This window comes from Luteolibacter luteus (assembly GCF_012913485.1).
Lineage (GTDB): Bacteria > Verrucomicrobiota > Verrucomicrobiia > Verrucomicrobiales > Akkermansiaceae > Haloferula > Haloferula lutea.
This window is the reverse complement of record NZ_CP051774.1, coordinates 2,528,459-2,550,504: the sequence shown is the minus strand read 5'-3', so window position 1 is coordinate 2,550,504 and position 22,046 is coordinate 2,528,459. Positions and strand designations below refer to the sequence as shown.

Sequence of the window (22,046 nt, the reverse complement as noted above, 5' to 3'; positions counted from 1 at the left end):
ACTCGTCCCGAGCCCGGGAATCATCGGCCGCAACCCCGCCGTCAGGTGGTCGCGTCAGTTCGCGCCTTTCCGACCCCCGGTTGAGCATCTCCGGTATCCCGTGGAACCCGCCTACTTCTAGGCTTTCTCCAAAATGCCCCGGAGCTGGCTCGGAAATTTTATACCGCGTATCCCGTTGGAAGTGAATCCATAACAGGCATTTCTAACTATTTCCGTATCTAACATTTTAGAATTTCCCGCTGCCCTCTTTCCCCCCGCCAAAAGATCCCCCCGCCCGGAAAACTTTCATGCCCCAAGGGATCGCCGCGGGGTTTTTTGCTTCCTTTCAAAGAAGCCGTATTTTTCAGGCGCTTACGGATTCTGACGAAATTGTCAAGATCGCCGCAGAAAAGGAGTACACCACCGGTAGTATTGTTAATAATTTGTGGATACCATATGAACGAAATCGACTTGAAGGCTCCACCCCTTTCAGGCCAGTATCTCGCCCGCTGTGCCCGCGCCGCCAGCCGCCACTGACCGCGCGGGATCCACCCCGAAAATTTCCCGAAAATCTACTGCCCAGCCCGTCGCCTCTCCCCATGTCAGCCACCACCACCGTCACCCTCGGAAATCGCACCTTCGTCCTGGATCGCGAGAAAGCCGAGCAGGCCTTCGCCGCCAAGAAAGTCATCAATGGCCGCGACACGATGTTCTTCAACATCCTCCCGCTGAAGTACCAGTGGGCGTACGACCTGTACAAGACGATGAAGAACAACCACTGGGAGCCGGAAGACATCACCATGCAGAAGGATGTCGAGCAGTGGCGCTCCGATGAAATCTCCGAGGTGGAGCGTTGGATCATCAAGATGGGCATCGGCTACTTTTCCGCCGCCGAAGGCATCGTCGGGGACAATGTCCTCCACGTCGTCCGCGAGGTCGTCACCGCCCCCGAGCTGAAGCTCGTCCTCGGCCGCCACGCCCATGAGGAAAACATCCACGCGGACAGCCTCGTCTACATGCTCTCCTCTCTCGGCCTGAATCCCCACGAGTGCGAGGCCATGTTCGAGGACGTCCCCTCCATCACGGCAAAGAACCACTTCGTCGTCTCGAATTCCCGCGCCCTCCGCCGCGATATCGACCTCACCCAGACCGCCAACAAGCAGGCCCTCGCCAAGAACATTTTCATGTTCGGCCAGGTCATGGAGGGCACCCAGTTCTACGGCCTCTTCGGCATGATCCTCAGCCTCTACCGCCAGAACAAGTTCCCCGGCATCGGCCAGATGTTCCGCTACACCCTGCGCGATGAGTCGAACCACATCGAAGTCTTCCGCAATCTCCTCATGGACCTCGTCGATGAGAACCCGGACATCTGGACGGAGGACTTCCGCGAAGACCTCCGCGCCACCATGAAAGAGGGCATCACCCTCGAAAAGCAGTTCATCCGCGACTGCCTGCCCGTCGCCGGCCTCGGCCTGAACTCCGCCGACTTCGAGCAATACATCGACTACATTGCCGACCGCCGCCTCACCTCCTGCGGCCTCGCCCCGCTCAATGAGTCCGTCTCGAACCCATTCCCATGGCTTGCCGAGATGATGGACATCAAGAAGGAGACCAACTTCTTCGAAGGCCGCGTCACCGAGTACCAAAAGGCCTCCGCCCTCTCCTCCGTCGACGACGACGAGCTCTGATCGGCGCGCTTCGCGCCGAAAGGGCAGGTGCCGAGTGATCAGTGAAATGCAGAAGAAGCGAAGAATACCATGAGCGAGATCAAAACATTCAAGGATTTGGACATATGGCGCCGGGGCTGCAATCTGACGGTTGAGGTCCACGTCGCTTTGTCCGAATCCAAGGATTTTGCTCTCCGCAATCAGATGGAGCGCGCATCGCTTTCCATTCCTTCAAATATCGCCGAAGGCTGCGAACGTGATAGCACCGCAGATTTCATCAAGTTCCTCCGCTACAGCAAAGGCTCCTGCGGAGAACTCCGCACCCAGCTCTACATCGCTGAAAAAGTCCGCAAACGCCTCGGCGCGCCTCCGATGGAAGGCTCCCGCGACATGATTCAGGAGACCCGCGAGCTCTCCCGCATGATCCAAGGCCTCATCAACGCCCTCAAGCTTCGCCTCGACGGCTCTTCCACTGATCACTGATCACCGATCACTTGGCACTCTGCCTTTCCCTTTCCCGTCCGCTCACACACGTCCGTAAGTAAAAAACCTCCCCGTCTTTTCCCTACCCACTCACACACACCATGTATCGCGCTGTTAACCCCGACGAAGACTTCATGCTGAAGCAGGTCATCACCGACCGCTTCTCTCTTCCCGCATCGGACCGCGCCTTTTTGTGGCGCGACGTGCTTCCCTCTGAGAAGCGCAAGCCGATCACCGAGATCATCGTGACCCGCGGCAATGACGATACCCACTTCTCCCTGGAAGACGTCGCGGACGCCATCGGCGATTCCCTCGCTGACCTCCTCATCTCCCGCCAGGCCGACGAGAAATCCATCTTCTCCGACGTCAACCGCAAGTTCGTCTCCGACGTCGCCCACGCCGTCGCCAATTCCCTCACCAAGTCCCTCGACGAAGGCGGCCGTTTGCGCCTCTCCGAGTCCGACCTATACTTGCTCATCGAAAAGGCACTCCTTGAAAACGAGGCATACGATGTCGCGAAGTCCCTCGCCTTCCGTCGCTCCATGGAGAAGACCGGCAGCGTCGATCTCCACGCCGGCCCTCACGCCCTGCCCGTCCGCCTGATCCGGCGCAGCGGGAACGTCGTCCCGTGGTCGGAGACGAAGATCGAGATCGCCGTCCGCAAGGCCTTCCTCACCATCAAGGAAAACCCCGAGCCCGCCGTCGAGATCGCCAAGGCCGTCACCGAGCGCATCCGCCGCGGTGACCAATCCTTCGTCCACATCGAGGACGTTCAGGACATGGTCCAGGAGGAACTCATGCGCCAGGGCAAGTTCAAGGCCGCAGAGCACTACATCCTCTACCGCGCCCAGCGCGCCCGCCTCCGCATCGAGCAGGAAGAAAGCGCCGAGGACCCGAACCAAGAGTTCATGGTCACCGTCTCCACGGAAGACGGCAAATCCTCCTTCTGGGACGGCACCGAGCTCAAAAAGCGCATCGCCTACGCCTCCACCGGCCTCGACCTCTGCCTCCCGGAAGCCGAGATCGAGCGCGAACTCCGCCGCTCCGTCGGCTCGGAAATCTCCGAGAAAGACCTCAAGAACACGATCATCCTCAATGCCAAGGCCCTGATCGAAAAAGACGCCGACTTCGCCAAGTTCGCCGGCCGCATCCTCCTCTCCTACATCTACGAGGAAGTCCTCGATTGGAGCATCTCCCGCGATGGCATCCACAAGCTCAAGGCCGCCCACAAGATCGCCTTCAAGAGCTACCTGAAGCACGGCGTCGCCATCAAGCGCCTCCATCCGGACCTCCTCGATGTCTACGACCTCGATCGCCTCGCCGAGGCCTTCGATCCCACCGCGGACCTGGATTTCGACTACCTCGGCATCCAGACGATGTATGACCGCTACCTCATCGTCGACAAGACCGGCTCGAAGCCACGCCGCATCGAAACGCCCCAGTTCTTCTGGATGCGCGTCGCCATGGGCCTCTTCAAGCGTGAGGAAACCGAGCGCGAGAGCTGGGTCATCCGCCTCTACAATCTCTATAAGGGCCGCCGCTTCTGCTCCTCCACGCCCACCCTCTTCAATTCCGGCACCCTCCACAGCCAGCTCTCCTCCTGCTACCTCTACAAGGTGGATGACTCCATCGAGAGCATCATGATCCGCGGCATTGCGGAAAATGCCTTCCTCTCGAAGTGGGCCGGCGGCCTCGGTGGCTCGTGGACCGCTGTCCGCGGCACCGGCGGCTACATCCAGGGCACCAATGGCGAGTCCCAGGGCATCATCCCCTTCCTCAAGCTGCACAATGACCAGCTCGTCGCTGTCAACCAGGGCGGCAAGCGCCGCGGCTCCGGCTGCGCCTACCTCGAGACCTGGCACAATGACATCGAGGACTTCCTCGAGCTCCGGAAGAACGTGGGCGACGAACGCCGCCGCTGCCATGACATGAACACCGCGAACTGGATTCCGGACCTCTTCATGAAGCGCATGGAAGACCGCGGCGTCTGGACCCTCTTCCGCTCGAATGAAGTCCCGGACCTCCACGACCTCTACGGCAAGGCCTTCGAACAACGCTACACCGAGTACGAAGCCATGGCCGCGGAGGGCAAGATCTGGTCCCGCCAGTTCCCAGCCATCGAGCTCTGGAAGGGCATGCTCAAGATGCTCTTCGAGACCGGCCACCCATGGATCACCTTCAAGGATCCCTGCAATGTTCGCTCCCCGCAGGATCACGCCGGCGTCATCCACTCCAGCAATCTCTGCACGGAGATCACCCTGAATACCTCGGATGAAGAGACCGCCGTCTGCAATCTCGGCTCCGTCATCCTCGACACCCACGTCACCCGGGACGGCGCCCTCGATCACGAGATGCTGAAGGAGACCATCACCGTCGCCATCCGCGCCCTCGACAACGTCATCGATATCAACTTCTACCCCACCGGCGCCGCCTACACCGCCAATAGCCGTCACCGGCCGATCGGCATGGGCGTCATGGGCCTGCAGAATGCGCTCTACAAGCGCGGCCTCTCCTTCGCCTCGGATGCCGCCGTGGAGTTCAATGACGAGTTCATGGAGGCCATCGCCTACTACGCCTATAGTGCATCCTCGGACCTCGCCGGGGAGCGCGGCACCTACTCCTCCTACCAGGGCTCGAAGTGGTCACGCGGACTCCTTCCGCAGGACACCCTCGATCTCCTCGAGGACGAGCGCGGCCGCAAGATCGATGTCCCACGCGGCGGCAAGATGGATTGGTCCGTCGTCCGGGAAAAGATCGCGAAGAATGGCATGCGGAATTCGAACGTCCTCGCCATCGCCCCGACGGCCACGATCTCGAACATCACCGGCACCACCCCCTGCATCGAGCCGAACTACAAGAACCTCTACGTGAAGAGCAATCTCAGCGGCGATTTCATCGTCCTGAATGCCGAGCTCGTGAAGGACCTCAAGAAAGCCGGCCTCTGGAATCAGGAAATGCTCGATCAGCTGAAGTACTTCGATGGCGAACTCGATAACATCGAGGGCCTCCCCGAGTCCCTGAAGCACAAGCACCGCACCGTCTTCGGCATCGGCCACGAGTACATCATCGATGCCGCCGCCCGCCGCCAGAAGTGGATTGACCAGAGCCAGTCGGTGAATCTCTTCCTCGCCACCCCGGACATGAAGACCCTGTCTCACATGTACCGCCGCGCCTGGGACAAGGGCCTGAAGACCACCTACTACCTCCGCACCCTCCAGGCCTCGAACATCGAAAAGGCCACCATCGACGTCAAAAAGGAAGTCCGCGGAGGCATGGCCGCCGCCAACGCCGGCAAGACCTACACCGCCGAAGAACAAATGGCCTGCTCCATCGAGGCCATGATGAACGGCGGGACTTGCGAAGCTTGTCAGTAATTTGAATTAGTAGCGGTGGTCGGAAGCCCACCGCTCTCCTTTGCTCTTCCTGAAAACTAGCAAACTCTGATGAATAGGACCCCCGAGAAGACGGTCTGGCCTGCCGCCAAATGGTTGGCATGCGGCGCTGAAAACCATGGTGGATCTGTGGAGTGCATTAATGAAGAAATTCTAGGGCTATGATTATTCTTCGTAGGGAATTTCAAGACAGAGGCATCGAGATTGATCCCCTTGTCACTGAGGCCAGAGAAGAGGTCTGCGCAGACCTGCACGTGGGGACAATCTACATGGAGGCGGGGTCCTCAGAAAATCTAACAATGCCTGATAAATTCCAGCTCAAACCAGGCAGATGCATAATTATAACAACCCAAGAACGGCTAGCGATTCCTAGTAGAGTTTTTGGAAATTTATACTCTCGGGGTTCACTTGCCGCTCGAGGAATGTTAGTTGCTAATACCAAAATCGATCCTCATTTTAACGGTGAACTTAAGATCGCAGTTTTTAATGCAGGGAAACAAACGCTAGAAATTGAAAGAGGAAAGCCATTCTGCAGCATTTCATTTCAGGAGCTAACAGACCGAATAAATTCCGTTAGTCCTCGCGGAGGGCCCGATATATCTAATGAAAAAAGAGGGAAGTTGGAGCGCTTCATAAGCGAAAATATGGCAAATATCGTTACGATTATTATTGCGGTCGCGGGATCGGCGGCCGTGACTTACGTAACGATGAAGCTGGCGGCTCCATAATCAGTAAATACAATCTATGATTTTATCTCAAGGAGATCTTGTAGAATTGGTGAAACAGGGTGGGGTCACTCGAGAAGATGGCTTGGACGTTTCTATTGATCTGGTATCTATTGGACTTCATCTAGGGACAACATTCCTTCGATACAAAGACGTCGCAGGTGCCCGCTCGCTACCTTTCGAGGCTCCTGTTGAAGCGGTAGAGCTAAATTCCAATGGAGAGATCGATTTTCGTCCCGGAGCAGGGATTTTGGCTACTACAGCAGAAGTAGTGGATATTCCTTTGAACCGGATGGGGTTTATTCAAACTAAAGGAACTATTGCTCGCGGCTTTGTCACAGTGCACTTATGTGATGGGCAAATAGATCCGGGTTATCGGGGTAGGATTACTTTAGAGCTTGTTAACTTCAGCAAGTTTCACTATACTCTTCGGCCGGGTATTCCGATTGCTCAGCTTTTTATTCATCATCTGACTGGATCGCTTCAAGTTGGATACTCTGGGCGATATCAATTTGCCGAATTTCCCACTTCAATGAGATGCAAATATTGATTTGATGGTTTAACTTCATCAATTTGAGTGCATTTTTAAGAATCCCTTTGTCATGAAACTTCTGGCTTCCGATCCTGATATTAAAACAATAATGGGACGGATTGATGGTAATGAGCTTGACCTTCAACCCGACTTCCAACGTGGAGAAGTTTGGGCAGACAGTAAAAAACAGAGACTGATTGATACAGTTTTAAGGGATTGGCATATTCCGCCTATTCACGTGATCGAGAGGCCTTCTGGGAAACAAGAGGTTTTAGATGGTCAGCAACGTTTGGTGGCCATCAGAGATTTTGTTCATGGGAAAATCCGAGTTAACGGAAATACAGCACCTTTTAACGCTGACCTTGCCTCTATTAACGGATGCAGCTACCACGATTTACCGCAACATTTCAGATGGCGCTTTGACCGATTTACTATCCGCGTTTTTCGCTTGGTAGATTTTGAGCCGGATGAGCCGGGAGAGTTATTTTTCAGATTGAATCAACCTGCGGCACTAACGGCGTCGGAGCAGAGAAATGCTTTTTTCGGTCCCGTGAGGGAACAAATAAGATCTATTTGCGAACGATTTGAACAGTTCGGCCTTTCAGAGCACTATTTAGGATTTTCTAACTCTAGGATGGCGTTCGATGATATTGTCGCTAAACAATGCTTAATAGCTGAGAATAGATCTTTTCGTCAAAAAATAACCGCAACTGCTATCACCGAAAGATATCGCAGTTCAGATCCGTTCTCTAATGACGTCATTAGAGCCGTGGAAAATTCTTTAAGAATATTCGGCTCGGCGTCTAGTAGGGCGTTTCTGCCTATTAAATTTAACAAGGCTACCGTATTGAGTTGGCTCTGCTTCATAGCGAGGTGGTTTCCTCACTTCAATCGAGCTTGGTTTGAAACTGAATTCATTAGGTTCTTGGAAGAATTTGAACATGATCGATTGGATTCAAAGTTACTTTCAAATGGATCAAAAACGCCTCATGGCTATTCGGTTAGAATCTTAAATATTTTTACTGATCGATCGTCTCTGCGTGTTGGGGATGTGTCTTCTCTGATTCTGAGGGATGCTGCAATAGCATATTGTATGATGGCATATCTAAGTAAGAGAGGAGGGCTGGAATTTGTGGAGCACATGCCATCACTTCAGCTTCGTGAAATGCGAAACATTTTTCGTCAAGATGTCATCATAGGCGAAGAATCATTTTATCAGCTCCTCGAAGCGATCAACTGGGGGGCTTGGGGATGAGGGATGCGAAAATATCAGACAACTGGAGAAATTTGTCCAATCGGCCAGATAAATTCCCGAGAATTTACTCTATAGAGTCACGATGTTTTCCGAATGTTCCGAATGAAGAAATCAAGTTTAATGGTCCCATTTCGGTTATAGCGGGCCTGAATGGGGTGGGGAAGAGTACGTTGTTGCATTGTGTGGCACTTCTTCTCGGGTGGGATCAGAAGCAATTGTGCGATAATTTTGATTTTAAAACTTCAGGTGGCACTTTTTCAGTGAAAATTCTGGAAGGTGATAAGGTGACGGATTTTTCTGCTGATCTCTCAAATGGGAATATCGATTTGCCGGATCTAGGGTGCCCTGCCGTGGTCTGGATCAATACGGGGGCAGACGTTCCTGAGATTGTTAGGAAGTTCAGGCGGGAAACCAACTTGGAGGAATTACTTGCTCAAGTTTCTCCTGTTCAATATTCCACGGGCGACGTAGAGTTAGCCTCTGCTGCCGTGGGTAAGGTATATAATTCGTGCGAAGTTTACGAATTGGAAGATTTTGGCATGCCATTCCCCGTTCCTTATTTTCGTGTGACTGCACACGGGGTGACTTACGGTACGGAGAGAATGGGATTGGGAGAAGCTGCGATTCATTACATTTTCTGGCATCTCAGGAGGCTGCAGAAACGGTCAATTATTTTATTGGAGGAGCCGGAAAGTTACATTTCGTCCCGTTCCCAGAAATACGTGATAGATCTTTTGGCTAAAGATTGTCTTAAAAAAAATTGTAGCGCGTTGTTGACTACTCATTCGCCGCAGATAGTATCTAATGTTCCAGTAGAGTGGACTATAGTGCTTTCTCGATTGGGAGGTTCCCAATATTTGATCGCAGAATCTCAAGAAAGCCTTCGAGAGATGTTGGGAATGCCTCCTGTTCAGCGTAAATCCGGTCTTATTATAGTAGAGGATGAATGTGCGAAGCTTCTAGCGTCCGAATGGTTTAGGAGATTTAGCTTAGACTTTCTCAAGTCGTGGAAGATTGTTACTCATAAATCTGCTGGAGATATTTTGAAGGCTGTCAGGGAGTTTCCGAATCGTCAGCGCTATTTCAAGCTCGTTGGATTACTTGATGGAAATGAAAGAGGGAAACACGATTTGACCGGATTGATGGTAACATATCTGCCTTCGATATTGCCTCCGAATGTATTATTTCAGAATGTTATCCAGAAGTTTTCCGATCGCGTTGCAACTGCGTTAGGTATTTCTCATTCAACGTGGGTTGCGAAGCTTTCTACAATGATTGCCTTGGATCATCACGATTGGTTTGACAAACTAATTGGTTGGTTGTCAGCCAACCATATTCCGCCGACTAGGGTCGTGGAGGTTGCTTTTGATCTCTGGCTCGAATCAGGCGGTAGAGACGAAGCTGAGAAGCAATTTATCGAGTTGTTGATGATGATTCTCCAGGAGCAATGACAAAGGCCGGATGAAGCGGAGTGCGCTCCCCTTGGCCCCGAGGCGGGGACGCTTGAAGGAGAAGCTGGTGGAAGCACTTGCCTCTCACCTCCACCACTGCGGGGCGGAGCGGGATCTCAGAGCTTGGGGCCGGCGGATCGCGGCCCAAGGCATACCCCATGTAGTTGCTCACCGTTGTTATTGGAGTCCGCTTCCTTGAAGCAGAGCGCCCCACCCATTCGCAAGGTTCCCCTCCTTCGAACCGTTGAAAGCATTCCGATGACCCATCCCGTGAAAGCTTGGACCCTCGCCCTCTCCCTCTCGCTGGCCGGGATCGGCATTGCCTCCGCGGAGGAACCCGCCGTCTACGTGCCACGCGCGCCCTTGGCCAAGCTGGATCTCCACGAGGGCGACACCATCGTCTTCCTCGGCGATAGCATCACCCACCAGTGCCTCTACACCCAATACGTCGAGGACTACTTCTACACCCGCTTCCCGAAGATGAGGCTGCGGCTGCACAACGCCGGCGTGGGCGGCTCCCGTGCCTGGGACGCCCTCTTGCGCTTCGATCAGGACGTCGCCGCCTACAAGCCGAAGTACGTCACCGTCTTGCTGGGGATGAACGACGGCAAGTATGCCGAATATCTGGATGACGTCTTCACCAGCTACAGCACCGAGATGAACCGGCTGCTGGAAAAGATCGACGCCTGCGGCGCCACGGCAGTCCTGATGACGCCCACGATGTTCGACGCCCGCGCCAAGCGCATGCAGCCGCCCGGTGGCTTCATGGGGCCGAAAGCGGTCACCTTTTACAACGCCACGCTCGCCTACTACGGCGCGTGGTTGCGGGACACCGCCAGCGAGCGGGGCCTCGGATTCGTCGACATGTGGGGCCCCTTGAATCAGACCACGCTTCACGAGCGCCAGAAGGATCCGGCCTTCACCCTGATCAAGGATTCGGTCCACCCGGACGCGCCGGGCCACGTGATCATGGCGGCCGCGATGATCGAGGACCTGAATCTCCCGCGGATCGTCTCGGAGATGAAGTTCACCCTTCAGGAGGAAAAATGGACCTCCACCGCCGAGTCCGCGGAGATCACCGGCTTGGAAGGAACGGCGGACGGGCTCTCTTTCACCTCCCTCGAAAACGCCCTGCCTTGGGTGCTGCCGGAAGCCGCCCACCCCGGAGTCCGCCTCACCGATCTCGGCCAGAAGTTCAGCCGGCAAACCTTGACCGTATCGGGCCTCCCCGCCGGCACCTACACCGTGTCGATTGACGGAGCGGAGGTCGCCCGCGCAACCGGAGAGGAGCTCCAGGCCGGCCTGCCCCTGCATGACCTGGCGAAGGCCCCGCAGTATCAACAGGCCGCCAAGGTCGCGGAGCTGAACAAGCAGCGCAACGAGGGACCGGTGAGAACCCTCCGCAACGAGTGGGTCAATTTCCAGGCGGTGAAATTCCTCCAGGGCCAGGTCGAAAAGAACCCGGCGGATGAAGCGGAGAAGCAGCGGCTGGCCGACGCGGAAACCAAGATGCCCGGGATGGACGAGCGGGTGAAAGCAGCGGAAGCCGCCGCGAAGGCGATCGAAGATGAGATCTTCAAGAGCAACCAACCTCAGCCGCACCGCTTCGAGATCCGGCCCGCCGAACATTAAGTGTCACCCGCGGCCCGCCTTTCCGGGCGGACACGCGCCAGTCACTCCGGTGAATCCTCCCTCCTAACCAGGCCTGAAGCCCACCAATCCTCATTCGCTGATCAGCCGTGCCCGATAGAAATGCCGGTTGATCGGCACGACGGGGTCGGTGTGGTCCTGCGAGGGGGTGGCCAAGGTGTAGTCCACCATCGTCGGCCAAGGCGACGAGGCCGTCAGATCATCCGTATGCTCGATCCGGTAGGTGGAGCCGACCGAGCCGGTCAAGGTCAGCCGTGGCAGGCCTCCCACCAGCGCGATGCCCAAGGTTGGATCCTTCACCTCGATCACCGAAGTGTGGTCCAGACCGATGTAGGCCCCGCCAGCGGTGGATTGACCGATGAGGCTGATCACCGTGCTCGGGCCCTGCGCCACGAACACCAGCTTGAACTCCTGCCATTGGCTGCCGGTCCCGGAAGGATCGTAGGTGAAGGTGGACGAGGTCGCCCCCGCGCTCGCGCTCACCGAGATCGGACCGTGGGTGAAGGGCGAACCCTCGTCCTGCTGGGTCCCCAGGCTGAATCTCAGGACATATTTTTTCCCCGCGGTCGTGGCGATGCTTTGGGACACGCCGCCGAAGGGAGCGTTCTGCAAGCCGTCCCCTTGGAGATCCAAAAAGAAAGTCCCGTCGCGCGGCACCGCCGGGTGAACATTCACCGCGGAGTTCGGGAACTTGCCCCACGCCAGGCTGTCATTGATCACCGTCCAGCCGGTCATCGCCGTGGAACCGTTCGGCAGGATCTGGAAGCCGTCCCCGCGATCCACGAAGCCGCCGAGCTCGAAGCTCGGATTCGTGAGGAGGTTCTGGGCATCAGCGGCCCCGGAAGGGATTAGGCAGGCGAGGCACACCAAGGCCGGACGGAGGATGGCAGGGGAATACTTCATGCGGGAGGGGTAGAATTTAGGGGTGGGGAAAACCCTCGGAATCCCTTCCAAGACGAGAGCAGGAAAGGGGAGGGGGGAAGGGAGAGATTCGGGAAGGCTGGCCCGCCACTGGCGATCAGGAGACCCCGGCACGAAAAACCAGTCGCACTGAAAATAGCGCCCACCCCTATCTTGCCAAGATCCATCTAGCAGCCGGAGATAGGGGGCTCTCCCACCTCTCTCCAGCCGTCCCCCCGCCTTCCCTCTCTTATCTCCCCCCAGCGCTCAGCGCCTTCTTCCACGGATCACTGCTCACCGATCACCCGGCACTCTGCCTTTCCTCCCTCCTCCTGTTTCACTTGCCAAGTCTCGCGCCCTCGCTCTAAGCCCGCGCGACACGAAAATGTTTTCTCACGAACCGATCGAATGGCCGGATGAAGTGGAGTTGCTGGTCGATCGTCTCGAGAGCGAATCGGCCAAGCGGGCTCTCACTCGCGAAGAGCGCGCGCTCATGGATGTCTATGAAACCGTCCCACTCCTTGAGAGCCAGGATGGCCTGCACGCCTTCTGGCAGAGCGGCGTGAATACCCAGCGCGTCATCGCCTCCTTCGAGCTCATCGGAGCCAGCACCCTCGTCGATCCCCTCAACGCCAGCCAGTGGTGCGAAACCCGCCCCGAAGACCGCCTCGACTACAGCGAGACCGAAGAGGAATACCTCTCCACCATCGAAGAAGAACTCTTCGAAGGCATGGGCGAACTCGTCGACCTCGTCCTCGTCTTCATCCACGAGGAGTTGGGATAACCCATCAGCGGACGGAAGCCCTTCATGGGGCTTCCTTCCCATCGGGCCGCTGGGCTGGGGCTGGCGCAGGCATGGTCCGGATTTCCCTGTCTTCAGCGGATTCCGCGGTTCTCCCGGCTTGGCCCCGGTGCCAAGCTACGCGAAAGCGTGTGACTTGATTCTTGAGCGCAAGATACGGGCTTTCTGAATATCCGGCCCATGAAATCGTTCGCGCTCCTCACCGCCTTCGCCGCCCTGTCCTCTCCGCTCTCCGCCGCGATCATCATCGCGGGCGATGTCGGAACCCCGGGTGCTCCCTGCACCTTGACGATCACCACGGACATCGTCAGCGAGATCACCGCGGACCCGATCAATGGCATCACCTGCCTGGTTTTTGACAACTGGGTCACCGCCGACGCCGCCCAGGATTTCGCGAGCCTGGCTCCGGAGCTCGCCTTCACCGTCAACGATGGCCCCACGGTCTCCTTGGAGAGCATGTTGGCCGACAACTGGGTGGACGGACCTCTCCCGGACATGGAGGCGGGGGACGGCTACCTCTACGTCTGGTTCGGCGATACCCCCTTGCAGACGGGCGATATCTTCACGATCAAGGCTGGCACCTACACCTTCAACAGTGTGGCGGGCATAAATCCCCAGATTGCGCAGACCTTCGAAGGCAACTTCTTTATCGCCGACGAAACGGGGACCCGGATTGCCAATATCGTGGACCTCAGCGTCCCGGAGCCCTCGGCGGCACTTCTCGGAGCGGTGGGATCGCTGGCCCTGCTCCGTCGCCGCCGCTGAGCCGGCGGACGCCCATCAAAGAACTACCCGCGCGGGGACCACTGCCAGCAGTCGATCCCCAAGCGTTCCCATGGCATCGTCCGCGCCTGCCATGTGTCCCGATCCCTTTGCCGCGACCTCCGGAACCCTCCCTTCCGGGGAAAAATTTTTCCCCGTTGCACCGTCCCCAGAGGTCCCCGGGCACCTGTTATTTTTCCAGTTATAACAGGCATAACAGGCGCTTTTTCCCCCGCCTCGGGGTCCCCGCCGGCTTGGGGACCTTTGATTTCGCGCCGCTCCGCCCCAGGGGCCCTCCCACGGATCAGTGCTGACGGATCACCCGGCACTCTTGCCTTCCCCCTCCCGACCCCAACTGCTAAAGCTCATGCATACCGGCGTCCCTCCACGCCGCTCTCCCACCCCCCAGTCACATGAGCTTCCCCCGCTCCTCTCGGGTCGCCCTCCTCGCGTCCCTGGCCTTTGCGTCGAATCTCCCCGCCGCTCCGCTCTTCGAAGTCGTCGAGCTCGCGATGATCGATGGCACCTCCGGCAGCCTCATCGACGGCAGCTCCGGCCAAAGCGTCAACAATGCCGGAACCGTCGTCGGCTCCGTTACCCTTCAGACCGGCGGCAGCTACGGGGTCACCTTCCAGAATGGAGCCACCGCCTACATCGGCACCAAGAACGACTCCCTTCGCCGCTACCCCAACTGGATCACCCCCGGCGGCCTTATCGGCGGATCGGAAACCAGCCGTGGCTTCCTCTTCCAGACGAATGCCTACACCATGATGGCCAGCGGCACGAAGATCAACGCCGTCAATGACAACGGCCTCTTCGTCGGCAGCTCCGGCAACTTCGCCGCCTGGGGAAGCGGGACCTCCTTCAACCTCGTCCTCCCCGTCACCGGCCAACCTGCCTTCGAAGGCGGCATCCTCCGCGCCGTCAACGGTGCCGGACAGATGGTCGGGGAGTTCAATCGTGCCCCTTCCGGCGTCTATAAGACCGGCATCTACCGCAATGGCGGCGACCCCATCCTCATCGCGCCTCCCGGCGGCTACGTTTCCGCCTTGCCGAATGACATCAATGCCTCCGGTGCCTTCGCCGGCCAGCTCTTTACCGAGTCCTCCGGCAGCAATGGCTTCTACTGCCCGGGCATCAATCAGCCCTTGCAAGAGCTGAGCTCCTTCGTCCCCACCGCCTTGGCCGATGACGGCAGCATGGTCGGCGGCACCCGCCTCTATCAAGGCGGCACCCTTTACCAGCTCTCGGCAATCGTGAATGCCACCGGCTCCGGCTGGACCTTTGAAGAAGCCTACGACATCAGCCCTGATGGCCGTTTCATCACCGGTGTCGGCTACAAGGGCGCCTACCGCCGCGGCTTCCTCCTTCGTCCTCCCGCCGCCACCTCCCTCCCGCAAATCACCGCTACTGCCAAGAGTGGCAATATCCTCAACGTCGACTTCAAGGGCACCCCCGGTATCACCGGTTGGAAATTCCGCGGCTCGACCGACCTCGTCACCTTTCCCCACGACCTAACCCCGGCACTACCCTCACCGAGCCGACCCCCGGAAACTACCGAGCCGTCGTGAACCTCGCCCCAGCTCCCGCCCGCTACTTCCTGCGCATCGAAACCCCGTGAAGCCAGGGACACGGATCACCCGGCACTCTGCCTTTCCTCCTCGCTCTTAGCCCTCCGCCCTTTGCGAACCCCGAAGATTGAGCTAGGTTGACAGCCTCATGACCCGGACCTTCCCAACGGGCTTGGCGGCAGCTTCGTTAATTTTCGCCGCCTCCTCCTCCGCCGACGACCTGAAGATCGCCCGCACCGCCGTTCTCAACGGCACCTTGCCAAGCTCCACCAATTGGCAAGTCGATATCCAGCAAGGAGGCTCCGCCGCTTGGATCTCCACCGGCGTCGTGCTCCCCGGCCGCGGCATCCCTATCACCCTCCGCATGGACGGTTTGCCCGGCGAAGCGGCCTTCCGCTTCCGCCGCATCGATACCGCCGCCACCCTCACTCCCACCCTCGGAGCCCCTGCATGGCACCTCTCCGGTACCACTGCCGCCGAGCAGCCGCTCGCCATTCAATCCTCTCCCGATCTCAACTTATGGACCCCGCGGGAGCTTGCCTATAGCGGGCTGGACGGGCGTTACGTCTGCGCCCTCGACGCTTTGTCCGCTCCCCGCGGCTTCTTCCGCGCCCAAGCTCCAGCCGTGGGCATCCGCGATGCCTCCGCCGCTTCCCACACGCCCCTCCCGAACTACGAAGGCGCCGCGGGCTTCGGTCCCATCTACGATGACATGCCGCAGCTTTTCAAAGACGGCTTCGTCGGGGCGCTCGATCCCGCCGAGTATCATCGCGATGGCAAGAACGCCGCCGCTGCTGGGGAGTGCTACGAACTCGCCGGCCCCCACGGTCGCACCACCGTGATGATTACCGATACCACCACCGCTCCGGCAGGAACGGTGGATGCTGGCCGCAGCTTTTTCGATCTCGGCCCGAATGGTTTCAAGGTCCTCAGCGGCGGCACCACCGATGGTGGCTTCACCGCAGGCGTCCGCCTCGTTCCCGCACCCGTCACCGGGAATCTGAAGCTCTTCGTCGTCCCCGGCTCGAACCCCTATTACACCCAGTTGCGCCCCTACAATTACCGCGCCGGCGTCGACAAGGTGGAGCTCCTGAACAACGGCGCCACCACTTGGATCGACCTGCCGCGCACCCCCTTCAATACCTTCGTCTTCCAAGCCACGACCACCCCTCTTGCCTTTCCTGTCGCCGTCCGCGTCACCAGTCGCTTCGGTGAGGTCGTCACCTTTCCTTCCATACCCTCCATGGCGGATAGCCAGAAGATCACCGGCTCCGCCCAATTCACCACCTTTCCCGATCTCGCCCCCGTTCCGGAACACCGCCTCCGTCCCGTCTACCACGACGCCTTCACCAGCGTCCCCGGCGACATTTGGTCCTCCGGCGCCTACGGCGGTGCCGCGATCCTCGCCGCGGATGGCTCCCTGGCCTACTCCGGCTCCGCCAGCTTCCGCATCAGCAGCTTCGCGAATTTCGCTGGCGTCACCTTCTCCAACTACCCCGGCTTCGCCCGCCCCGGAAACGGTATGCTGAAAATCGTCATCAGTAGCGCCGCCGCCATTCCCGCCGGCCAGGTCGGCATGTGGATCCACGGCTCGAACACCGTCGGCGGCCCCCAAGTGATCTCGCCCTACGTCCTCCTTCCCGCGCTCACCAGCGGCTGGCAGGTGATCCGCCTTCCCCTCGAAGCCTCCGGCGCCCCGCCGATCATCTGGGGCTTCGGCATCTCCGCCAATACCTCCGGCTCGCTGCCCAACGTGTGGCTCGATGAGATGGAGTTCGAAGTCCGCTAAGCCCGCCGCGCGGTGCTGGTTTGACACGCCGGGGCGAACGAGGAGCATGCCGCATCATGAAAAACCGGGCCTTGTTTGTCGGAGCCTTGATCACCTGCAGTGCCGGAATCCTCGCTGCCGAGCCTCTGCCTCGCACCGGATCCCCGGAAGCCCAAGGCGTTTCCAGTGATGCTCTCCGCGAGTTTGTCGAAGCCCTCGACCGCATCCCCTCCATGCACAGCGTCATGGTCCTCCGCCACGGCCAGGTCGTCGCCGAGGCATGGTGGAAACCCGAAGCCGCCGACAAGGCGCACATCCTGAACTCGGTCAGCAAGAGCTTCTGCTCCACCGCGGTCGGCCTCGCCGTCGCCGAGGGAAAGCTCACCCTCGATGACCGTGTCCTCGGCTTCTTCCCCGACAACGCGCCTGCCGAGATTTCTGAAAATTTGAAAGCCCTGCGCGTCCGCGATCTCCTCACCATGAGCAGCGGCCACGACCCGGAGCCGAAGGCCGCGCCCGGCAGCGGCCCCACCGTGAAGCAGTTCCTCGCGACGCCCCTCGCGCACGCTCCCGGAACCCATTTCCAATACAACACCATGGGCACCTATGTCCTCTCCGCTATCGTCACGAAGGTGACTGGAGAGAAGGTCGTCGATTACCTGAAGCCCCGCCTTTTCGATCCTCTCGGCATCGAAGGTGCCAAGTGGGACGAAAGCGCGGAAGGCTACTCGCTCGGTGGCTACGGTCTCTACCTGAAGACTGAGGATCTCGCGAAGCTCGGGCAGCTCTACCTCCAGAAAGGAAAGTGGAACGGCAAGCAACTGATCACCGAAGACTGGGTCGCCCAGGCCACCAGCAAGCAGGTCCGGAATGATCCCGGCTCCCACACCGGCATGGGTCCCGACTGGAAGCAAGGCTACGGCTTCCAATTCTGGCGCTGCCAGAACGGAGCCTTCCGCGGCGATGGTGCCGGCGGCCAATTCTGCATCGTCCTCCCTGAGCAGGACACCGTCATCGCCATGACCGCCGGTGGTGCCGATATGCAGGCCGAGCTCAATGCCATCTGGGACAAGCTTCTTCCTGCCCTGAAGAATTCCAACCCACCGATCCCCGAAAACCCTTCCGCCCAAGCGAAGCTCAAGGAGGCCATCGGAAAGCTGGAAGTGAAGACCCCTCCCGGCAAATAATCTCCGGGCCATGCCTCACTGTTTCCGTACCATCGACGGCAAAATTCGGAGCGCTGCGAAAGGCTCCCTCACTCCCTTCGTCCAGCGCGATGGAACCCTCGTCGAAGCGCAATGGGCGGGCTCTGCCCAATCGGAGAAACTCGGCTGGTGGGAACGCAAGCCAGGCTATCAATTGGTGCGCACCGCCGAGTTGGTCGCAGAGATCGGCATCAAGGCGGAGGATGACAATGAACTCAATTGGGGGGCTGTACCTGCGGGAGCCTACATGTTCTTCATCCTCCAACCGGTGACCGTCGGAAAAAATGGCGAGCCCTATCGCTTGGCTCAACTCGTCACCGCGGAAGCTACTCCCGCGGAGTTCGCCTTCTTCCGGGACACGCGCTCCGCCCTCTTTGGAGTCTTCGGACCGGAAGGGCAGATCCTGAAAATGGAACCGCTCGAACCGCCACCTCCCAAGCCTCCCCCTCAAGGCGAGCTATTCTGAGGCCTGCGGTTTCTTCACCGGATTGCGCCCCTTGATCGAAGTCTTGTCGTAGTCGTCGTTCTTGTAGGAGGTATCCACGTTCGCGTGGTCCCAGCGGCGGCCCATGTCGAGATTCGTCTTGTTGCCGAAGCTTGCATCCCGTGCGGGTGCATGTGCTTTTGCCGTTGGCGGCACCGGCTTCGGAGCGGGGTCCTTTGCCGCGCCTTCCTTCGGCCGGACCACGATGGCATGTTCATCCAGCTTCGCTTCGATTTTCCCCTGCGCGACGATCTCGTTGAAGAGCTTCGCGGCGGTGATCTTCTTTCCATTCAGCGTGATGAGGTTCGGCCACTTGGCGGGATCGATGTCCTTGTAGACCCACTGGACCTCGATCTTTCCCTCGGTCTGCTTCTTCACCTGGTCATTGAAGATCGCGATCGCCTCGGCCAGCGTGACCTGGTCGAAGGTTAGCGAAGGAATGACAATGCTGGTGAGAGGAGTGGCCGCGAACTGCTGCCTTAGGCTTGGCGGCGCGGCGGCGTCTGCTGCCAGACACGGCGGAGACCCTGCCAGGGAAAGGAGAAGCAGCGGCAGAAGAAGTTTCATCCCGACATATCATCACGGAGAGAAGGGCAGGGGAAGGGGGAGTTTGTAAAAATCCGCGATGGCAGCCGCCCGAATCTTCAGCTTCGCTTCCCGCCAACCTTTCCCCATGCCTGCCTCCGATCTTCCTACGCGCGCCGCCATCGAAACCGCCAAGGCTCATGGCATCGCTCCGGACCGTTGCGATGTCCTGCAAAATGGCAGCACGCTGGTCCTGCGTTTGACCGAATCCCTCGTGGCACGGGTCGTGCAGGACCTCGATGGTCCGCGCCAGGGCACCGCGTGGTTCGGTCGGGAAAATGCCGTGGCCCAGCATCTCGCAAGCGAAGGAGCCCCCGTGATCCCCATGCATCCCGCGATTGCCGCGGGGCCGCACGAGCACTCGGGCTATCCCATCAATTTCTGGCAATTCGTCACGCGTATCGATGAAGAACCCGCCCCCGATGCGATTGGGCGAACGATGTTTCATTGCCATGAGGTGTTGCGAAAGTTTGACGAAGAATTGCCGGACCTCGCGATCCTCACCGAGAGCGTCGATCTGCTGGAAGCCCTCGTGCAGCGGAAACTGTTTCCGAAGGAGTCGATCGAACTCCTTCGCGATTGCCTCCTCTCCTCGATCGAAGGACTCGCCAGCTATCCTCGCCAACCGCTGCATGGTGACGCTCATCTCGGCAATCTGATGAATACCACGATCGGCCTGCTGTGGACCGATTGGGAAGATACCTTCAGCGGGCCGGTCGAGTGGGACCTCGCTGCAATGATCTGGAACGCGCGTGTTCTCGAAGAGGATCACGCCACCGCGGACGGCATCCTTGATGCCTATCGGGCCGCGGGAGGAAACTTCGACGAACGGGCGATGCATCATTCCATGATCGGGCGCGCCGCAGTGATGACGGCCTGGTATCCCATCCTCTATCCGGATATGGCGCCCGAACGACGCGAGAGGCTCCGGCGTCGTTTGGAGTGGATGGAAGCGATGCGCGGCCAAGGCTGAAGCTGCGCGAGCGATTGGCAGGAATTGGGAATGGGATTGTCTCGTTAGGACGAGGCGATGAGGGGAAGGTGAGGACGAACTTGTTTGTCTCTCCCCAAATGACCTCCCGCTTCTCCCTCTCGTCTGCCGTCTTGCTGGCAGCTTCCCTCATGGCTCCATGTGCACCCGCCGCGGTGCTCTTCACGGACAACTTCACGGTGGATGCCAACGTGAATGATCCGAACTATCAGTACAATGTTTCCGGCCGGCAGGGCGGAACGCTGTCCACTCTCACCTACACCGCCCGCTTCCCGGACTTGGGCAGTCAGGAGCAGGTAGGAAATGCGAGCACCTTCCCGGGCAATTCAAATGCCCTGCTGCTGGCCTTTGGTGGCGCCGTGCGCATCGACTATGATTTCGCGACAGTCCCGGCACCCATCGAGATCAGCTTCGATGGCATCATCAGCAATGGAGTGAGTGGAGACGACACGAATTGGATCAGCTTGAACATCGGTCGCCTGGATCAGACGAACTTCGTGACCACCGGTGAGTTCGGCATCTTGTTCCGAGCCAATGGCGGCACGCAGTATTTCGATCACAGCGGCAGCGGCATTACCGGCGCATCCGGTACCAACATTGGCTTCAATGCCTTCACCGACTACCGCGTGATCCTTTCCGATACGGAAGGCACTGGTTCTCCCTTCGGAACTAACGGAAGCAAGGTGTCCTACTATCAGGGTGGCAATCTTTTGGGCACGATTGACATCGGGCAATTGAGCGCTACCAGCGGCTACATCGGGCTCGGTGCGACTTCGGTGGGCGGCATGGACAACTTACGCATCTCCAGCGTACCAGAGCCGTCGGTCGCAGTAATGGCGGGCCTCGTCGGACTGCTTTCGCTGAGGAGGAGACGCTGATCCGCAGGGCCCGGACCGGCCTATTGCCTTGATTTTCCTTAATGTTCTGCGACATGGGAAGTCCTCCCCCATGGATCGTCGCCTTCGCTTCCTCATCCCTTGGCTTGCCGCCCTTTTGCCCGTGATGGCAGGAGAACGCCTGGTGGTGGATGGCTACGCCCGCTCGGTTGATGGCGGCATCTTGCTCGGGTTAAGTCCTTCGAGCACCCGGGGCTTCTGGCTCGCTTCCGCTCCGGGCGATCGCTTCTTCGCGCCGCCTTCACGCGTCCGTTGGGAGATCGAAGCGACAGGCGGAAGATCGGCGGGAGGTCAGCCTGTGGCCAAGGCATTGGGCTCAGCTCCCAAAGACTTCGTCTGGCCAAGCGGGGAAGAATTCTCTCCGTCGAAGTTCGCAGGCGCAGTGACCTCGATGAATCCTTTCGAAAATCCCTTGGACCCGCTGGGCGTGCGGACCGGGGCGCCCCCGGACTTTGATCAAGACGGCATTTCAGATGAGGAGGATGCCTTCCCGGATGATCCTTCCGAGTCGATGGATACCGATGGCGATGGCACGGGGAACAACGCCGATCCGGACGATGACAATGACGGCCTGCCCGACGCTTGGGAGATGGCCTATGGCTTGGATCCTTTCGCTGCCACCTCGACGGGGGATACCGACGGGGACGGCTTTTCCAACTTGGCCGAGTACGAAGCCGGAACCGCACCAAATGATGGCGGCTCCCGCTTCCACGTGAAGAGCATGAGCCTTGTGTCGCCCGGCGTGCTGCGCCTGGAGTGGGACGCAGCCCCGGGGAGGACTTACTCGCTCTGGCATTTGCCCGATCTCTCGCCGGGAGCAGTGATGGTGGAGAGCGGTATCCAGGCTGGCGCCGGCGGCGTCATCCGGCGTGAGTTGCCGATGTCTTCGCCGCGAGATTTCTATTTCCTCAAGGCAACCGTCACCCCCGATCCCTAGAACCTGAACTC

General features: G+C 58.8%; 19 protein-coding genes. 17 read left to right on the top strand and 2 right to left on the bottom strand.

Going from position 1 to position 22,046, the window contains the following annotated elements; genetic code table 11:
- Nucleotides 1-578 precede the first annotated feature (578 nt).
- From HHL09_RS10760 to HHL09_RS10725, 8 genes are all read left to right on the top strand, one after another.
- Entirely contained in the window at nucleotides 579-1,667 is a 1,089-nt protein-coding gene (locus HHL09_RS10760; protein WP_169454644.1) for a ribonucleotide-diphosphate reductase subunit beta, read from the top strand.
- A 69-nt stretch (nucleotides 1,668-1,736) separates the two neighbouring features.
- Nucleotides 1,737-2,129: a four helix bundle protein gene (locus HHL09_RS10755; protein ID WP_169454643.1), complete on the top strand. Its 393-nt coding sequence runs from the start codon at nucleotides 1,737-1,739 to the stop codon at nucleotides 2,127-2,129.
- A 101-nt stretch (nucleotides 2,130-2,230) separates the two neighbouring features.
- Nucleotides 2,231-5,503 (top strand): ribonucleoside-diphosphate reductase subunit alpha, encoded by a 3,273-nt coding sequence (locus HHL09_RS10750; RefSeq protein WP_169454642.1) that lies wholly within the window; start codon nucleotides 2,231-2,233, stop codon nucleotides 5,501-5,503.
- Nucleotides 5,504-5,682: 179 nt separating this feature from the next.
- Nucleotides 5,683-6,249 carry a dCTP deaminase domain-containing protein gene (locus HHL09_RS10745; protein WP_169454641.1) on the top strand — a complete coding sequence of 189 codons (567 nt, stop codon included), beginning with the start codon at nucleotides 5,683-5,685 and terminating at the stop codon, nucleotides 6,247-6,249.
- Nucleotides 6,250-6,265: 16 nt separating this feature from the next.
- A complete protein-coding gene (locus HHL09_RS10740; protein WP_169454640.1) occupies nucleotides 6,266-6,796 on the top strand; it encodes a dCTP deaminase in 531 nt (176 codons plus the stop codon).
- Between the two features lie 52 nt (nucleotides 6,797-6,848).
- On the top strand, nucleotides 6,849-8,033 hold the full coding sequence (locus tag HHL09_RS10735; RefSeq protein WP_169454639.1) for a DUF262 domain-containing protein: 1,185 nt from the start codon (nucleotides 6,849-6,851) through the stop codon (nucleotides 8,031-8,033).
- Nucleotides 8,030-9,484: an ATP-dependent nuclease gene (locus HHL09_RS10730; RefSeq protein WP_169454638.1), complete on the top strand. Its 1,455-nt coding sequence runs from the start codon at nucleotides 8,030-8,032 to the stop codon at nucleotides 9,482-9,484. Before HHL09_RS10735 ends, HHL09_RS10730 begins: the two co-directional genes overlap by 4 nt.
- Before the next feature lie 270 nt (nucleotides 9,485-9,754).
- Entirely contained in the window at nucleotides 9,755-11,116 is a 1,362-nt protein-coding gene (locus HHL09_RS10725) for an SGNH/GDSL hydrolase family protein (protein ID WP_169454637.1), read from the top strand.
- A 90-nt stretch (nucleotides 11,117-11,206) separates the two neighbouring features.
- Here the strand turns inward: HHL09_RS10725 and HHL09_RS10720 are convergent, their stop codons facing one another.
- Nucleotides 11,207-12,037 carry a DUF642 domain-containing protein gene (locus HHL09_RS10720; protein WP_169454636.1) on the bottom strand — a complete coding sequence of 277 codons (831 nt, stop codon included), beginning with the start codon at nucleotides 12,035-12,037 and terminating at the stop codon, nucleotides 11,207-11,209.
- 382 nt (nucleotides 12,038-12,419) lie between these two features.
- Between HHL09_RS10720 and HHL09_RS10715 the strand changes: the two genes are divergently transcribed.
- The 6 genes from HHL09_RS10715 to HHL09_RS10690 all read left to right on the top strand — a co-directional run bounded on the left by HHL09_RS10715 (nucleotide 12,420) and on the right by HHL09_RS10690 (nucleotide 18,608).
- Nucleotides 12,420-12,818, top strand: a complete 399-nt coding sequence (locus tag HHL09_RS10715; RefSeq protein WP_169454635.1) for a hypothetical protein — start codon at nucleotides 12,420-12,422, stop codon at nucleotides 12,816-12,818.
- 198 nt (nucleotides 12,819-13,016) lie between these two features.
- Nucleotides 13,017-13,601, top strand: a complete 585-nt coding sequence (locus tag HHL09_RS10710; protein ID WP_169454634.1) for a PEP-CTERM sorting domain-containing protein — start codon at nucleotides 13,017-13,019, stop codon at nucleotides 13,599-13,601.
- A gap of 410 nt (nucleotides 13,602-14,011) precedes the next feature.
- On the top strand, nucleotides 14,012-15,169 hold the full coding sequence (locus tag HHL09_RS10705; RefSeq protein ID WP_169454633.1) for a hypothetical protein: 1,158 nt from the start codon (nucleotides 14,012-14,014) through the stop codon (nucleotides 15,167-15,169).
- A 148-nt stretch (nucleotides 15,170-15,317) separates the two neighbouring features.
- Nucleotides 15,318-16,958, top strand: coding sequence for an RlpA-like double-psi beta-barrel domain-containing protein (locus tag HHL09_RS10700; RefSeq protein ID WP_169454632.1), 1,641 nt, complete (start codon nucleotides 15,318-15,320; stop codon nucleotides 16,956-16,958).
- A 56-nt stretch (nucleotides 16,959-17,014) separates the two neighbouring features.
- Nucleotides 17,015-18,124, top strand: a complete 1,110-nt coding sequence (locus HHL09_RS10695) for a serine hydrolase domain-containing protein (RefSeq protein WP_169454631.1) — start codon at nucleotides 17,015-17,017, stop codon at nucleotides 18,122-18,124.
- 10 nt (nucleotides 18,125-18,134) lie between these two features.
- Nucleotides 18,135-18,608, top strand: coding sequence for a hypothetical protein (locus HHL09_RS10690; protein WP_169454630.1), 474 nt, complete (start codon nucleotides 18,135-18,137; stop codon nucleotides 18,606-18,608).
- On the opposite strand, the gene HHL09_RS10685 is transcribed toward HHL09_RS10690, so the two are convergent.
- Entirely contained in the window at nucleotides 18,600-19,193 is a 594-nt protein-coding gene (locus HHL09_RS10685; protein WP_169454629.1) for a hypothetical protein, read from the bottom strand. The two genes, HHL09_RS10690 and HHL09_RS10685, sit on opposite strands and share 9 nt — an antisense overlap.
- Before the next feature lie 58 nt (nucleotides 19,194-19,251).
- Between HHL09_RS10685 and HHL09_RS10680 the strand changes: the two genes are divergently transcribed.
- From HHL09_RS10680 to HHL09_RS10670, 3 genes are all read left to right on the top strand, one after another.
- The gene (locus tag HHL09_RS10680) at nucleotides 19,252-20,184 is read left to right on the top strand and encodes a phosphotransferase enzyme family protein (protein WP_169454628.1); all 933 of its coding nucleotides are present in this window, start codon (nucleotides 19,252-19,254) and stop codon (nucleotides 20,182-20,184) included.
- A 98-nt stretch (nucleotides 20,185-20,282) separates the two neighbouring features.
- Complete coding sequence (locus HHL09_RS10675) at nucleotides 20,283-21,080, top strand: hypothetical protein (protein ID WP_169454627.1); 798 nt, start codon at nucleotides 20,283-20,285, stop codon at nucleotides 21,078-21,080.
- 70 nt (nucleotides 21,081-21,150) lie between these two features.
- Nucleotides 21,151-22,035 carry a thrombospondin type 3 repeat-containing protein gene (locus HHL09_RS10670; RefSeq protein ID WP_169454626.1) on the top strand — a complete coding sequence of 295 codons (885 nt, stop codon included), beginning with the start codon at nucleotides 21,151-21,153 and terminating at the stop codon, nucleotides 22,033-22,035.
- Nucleotides 22,036-22,046 lie beyond the last annotated feature (11 nt).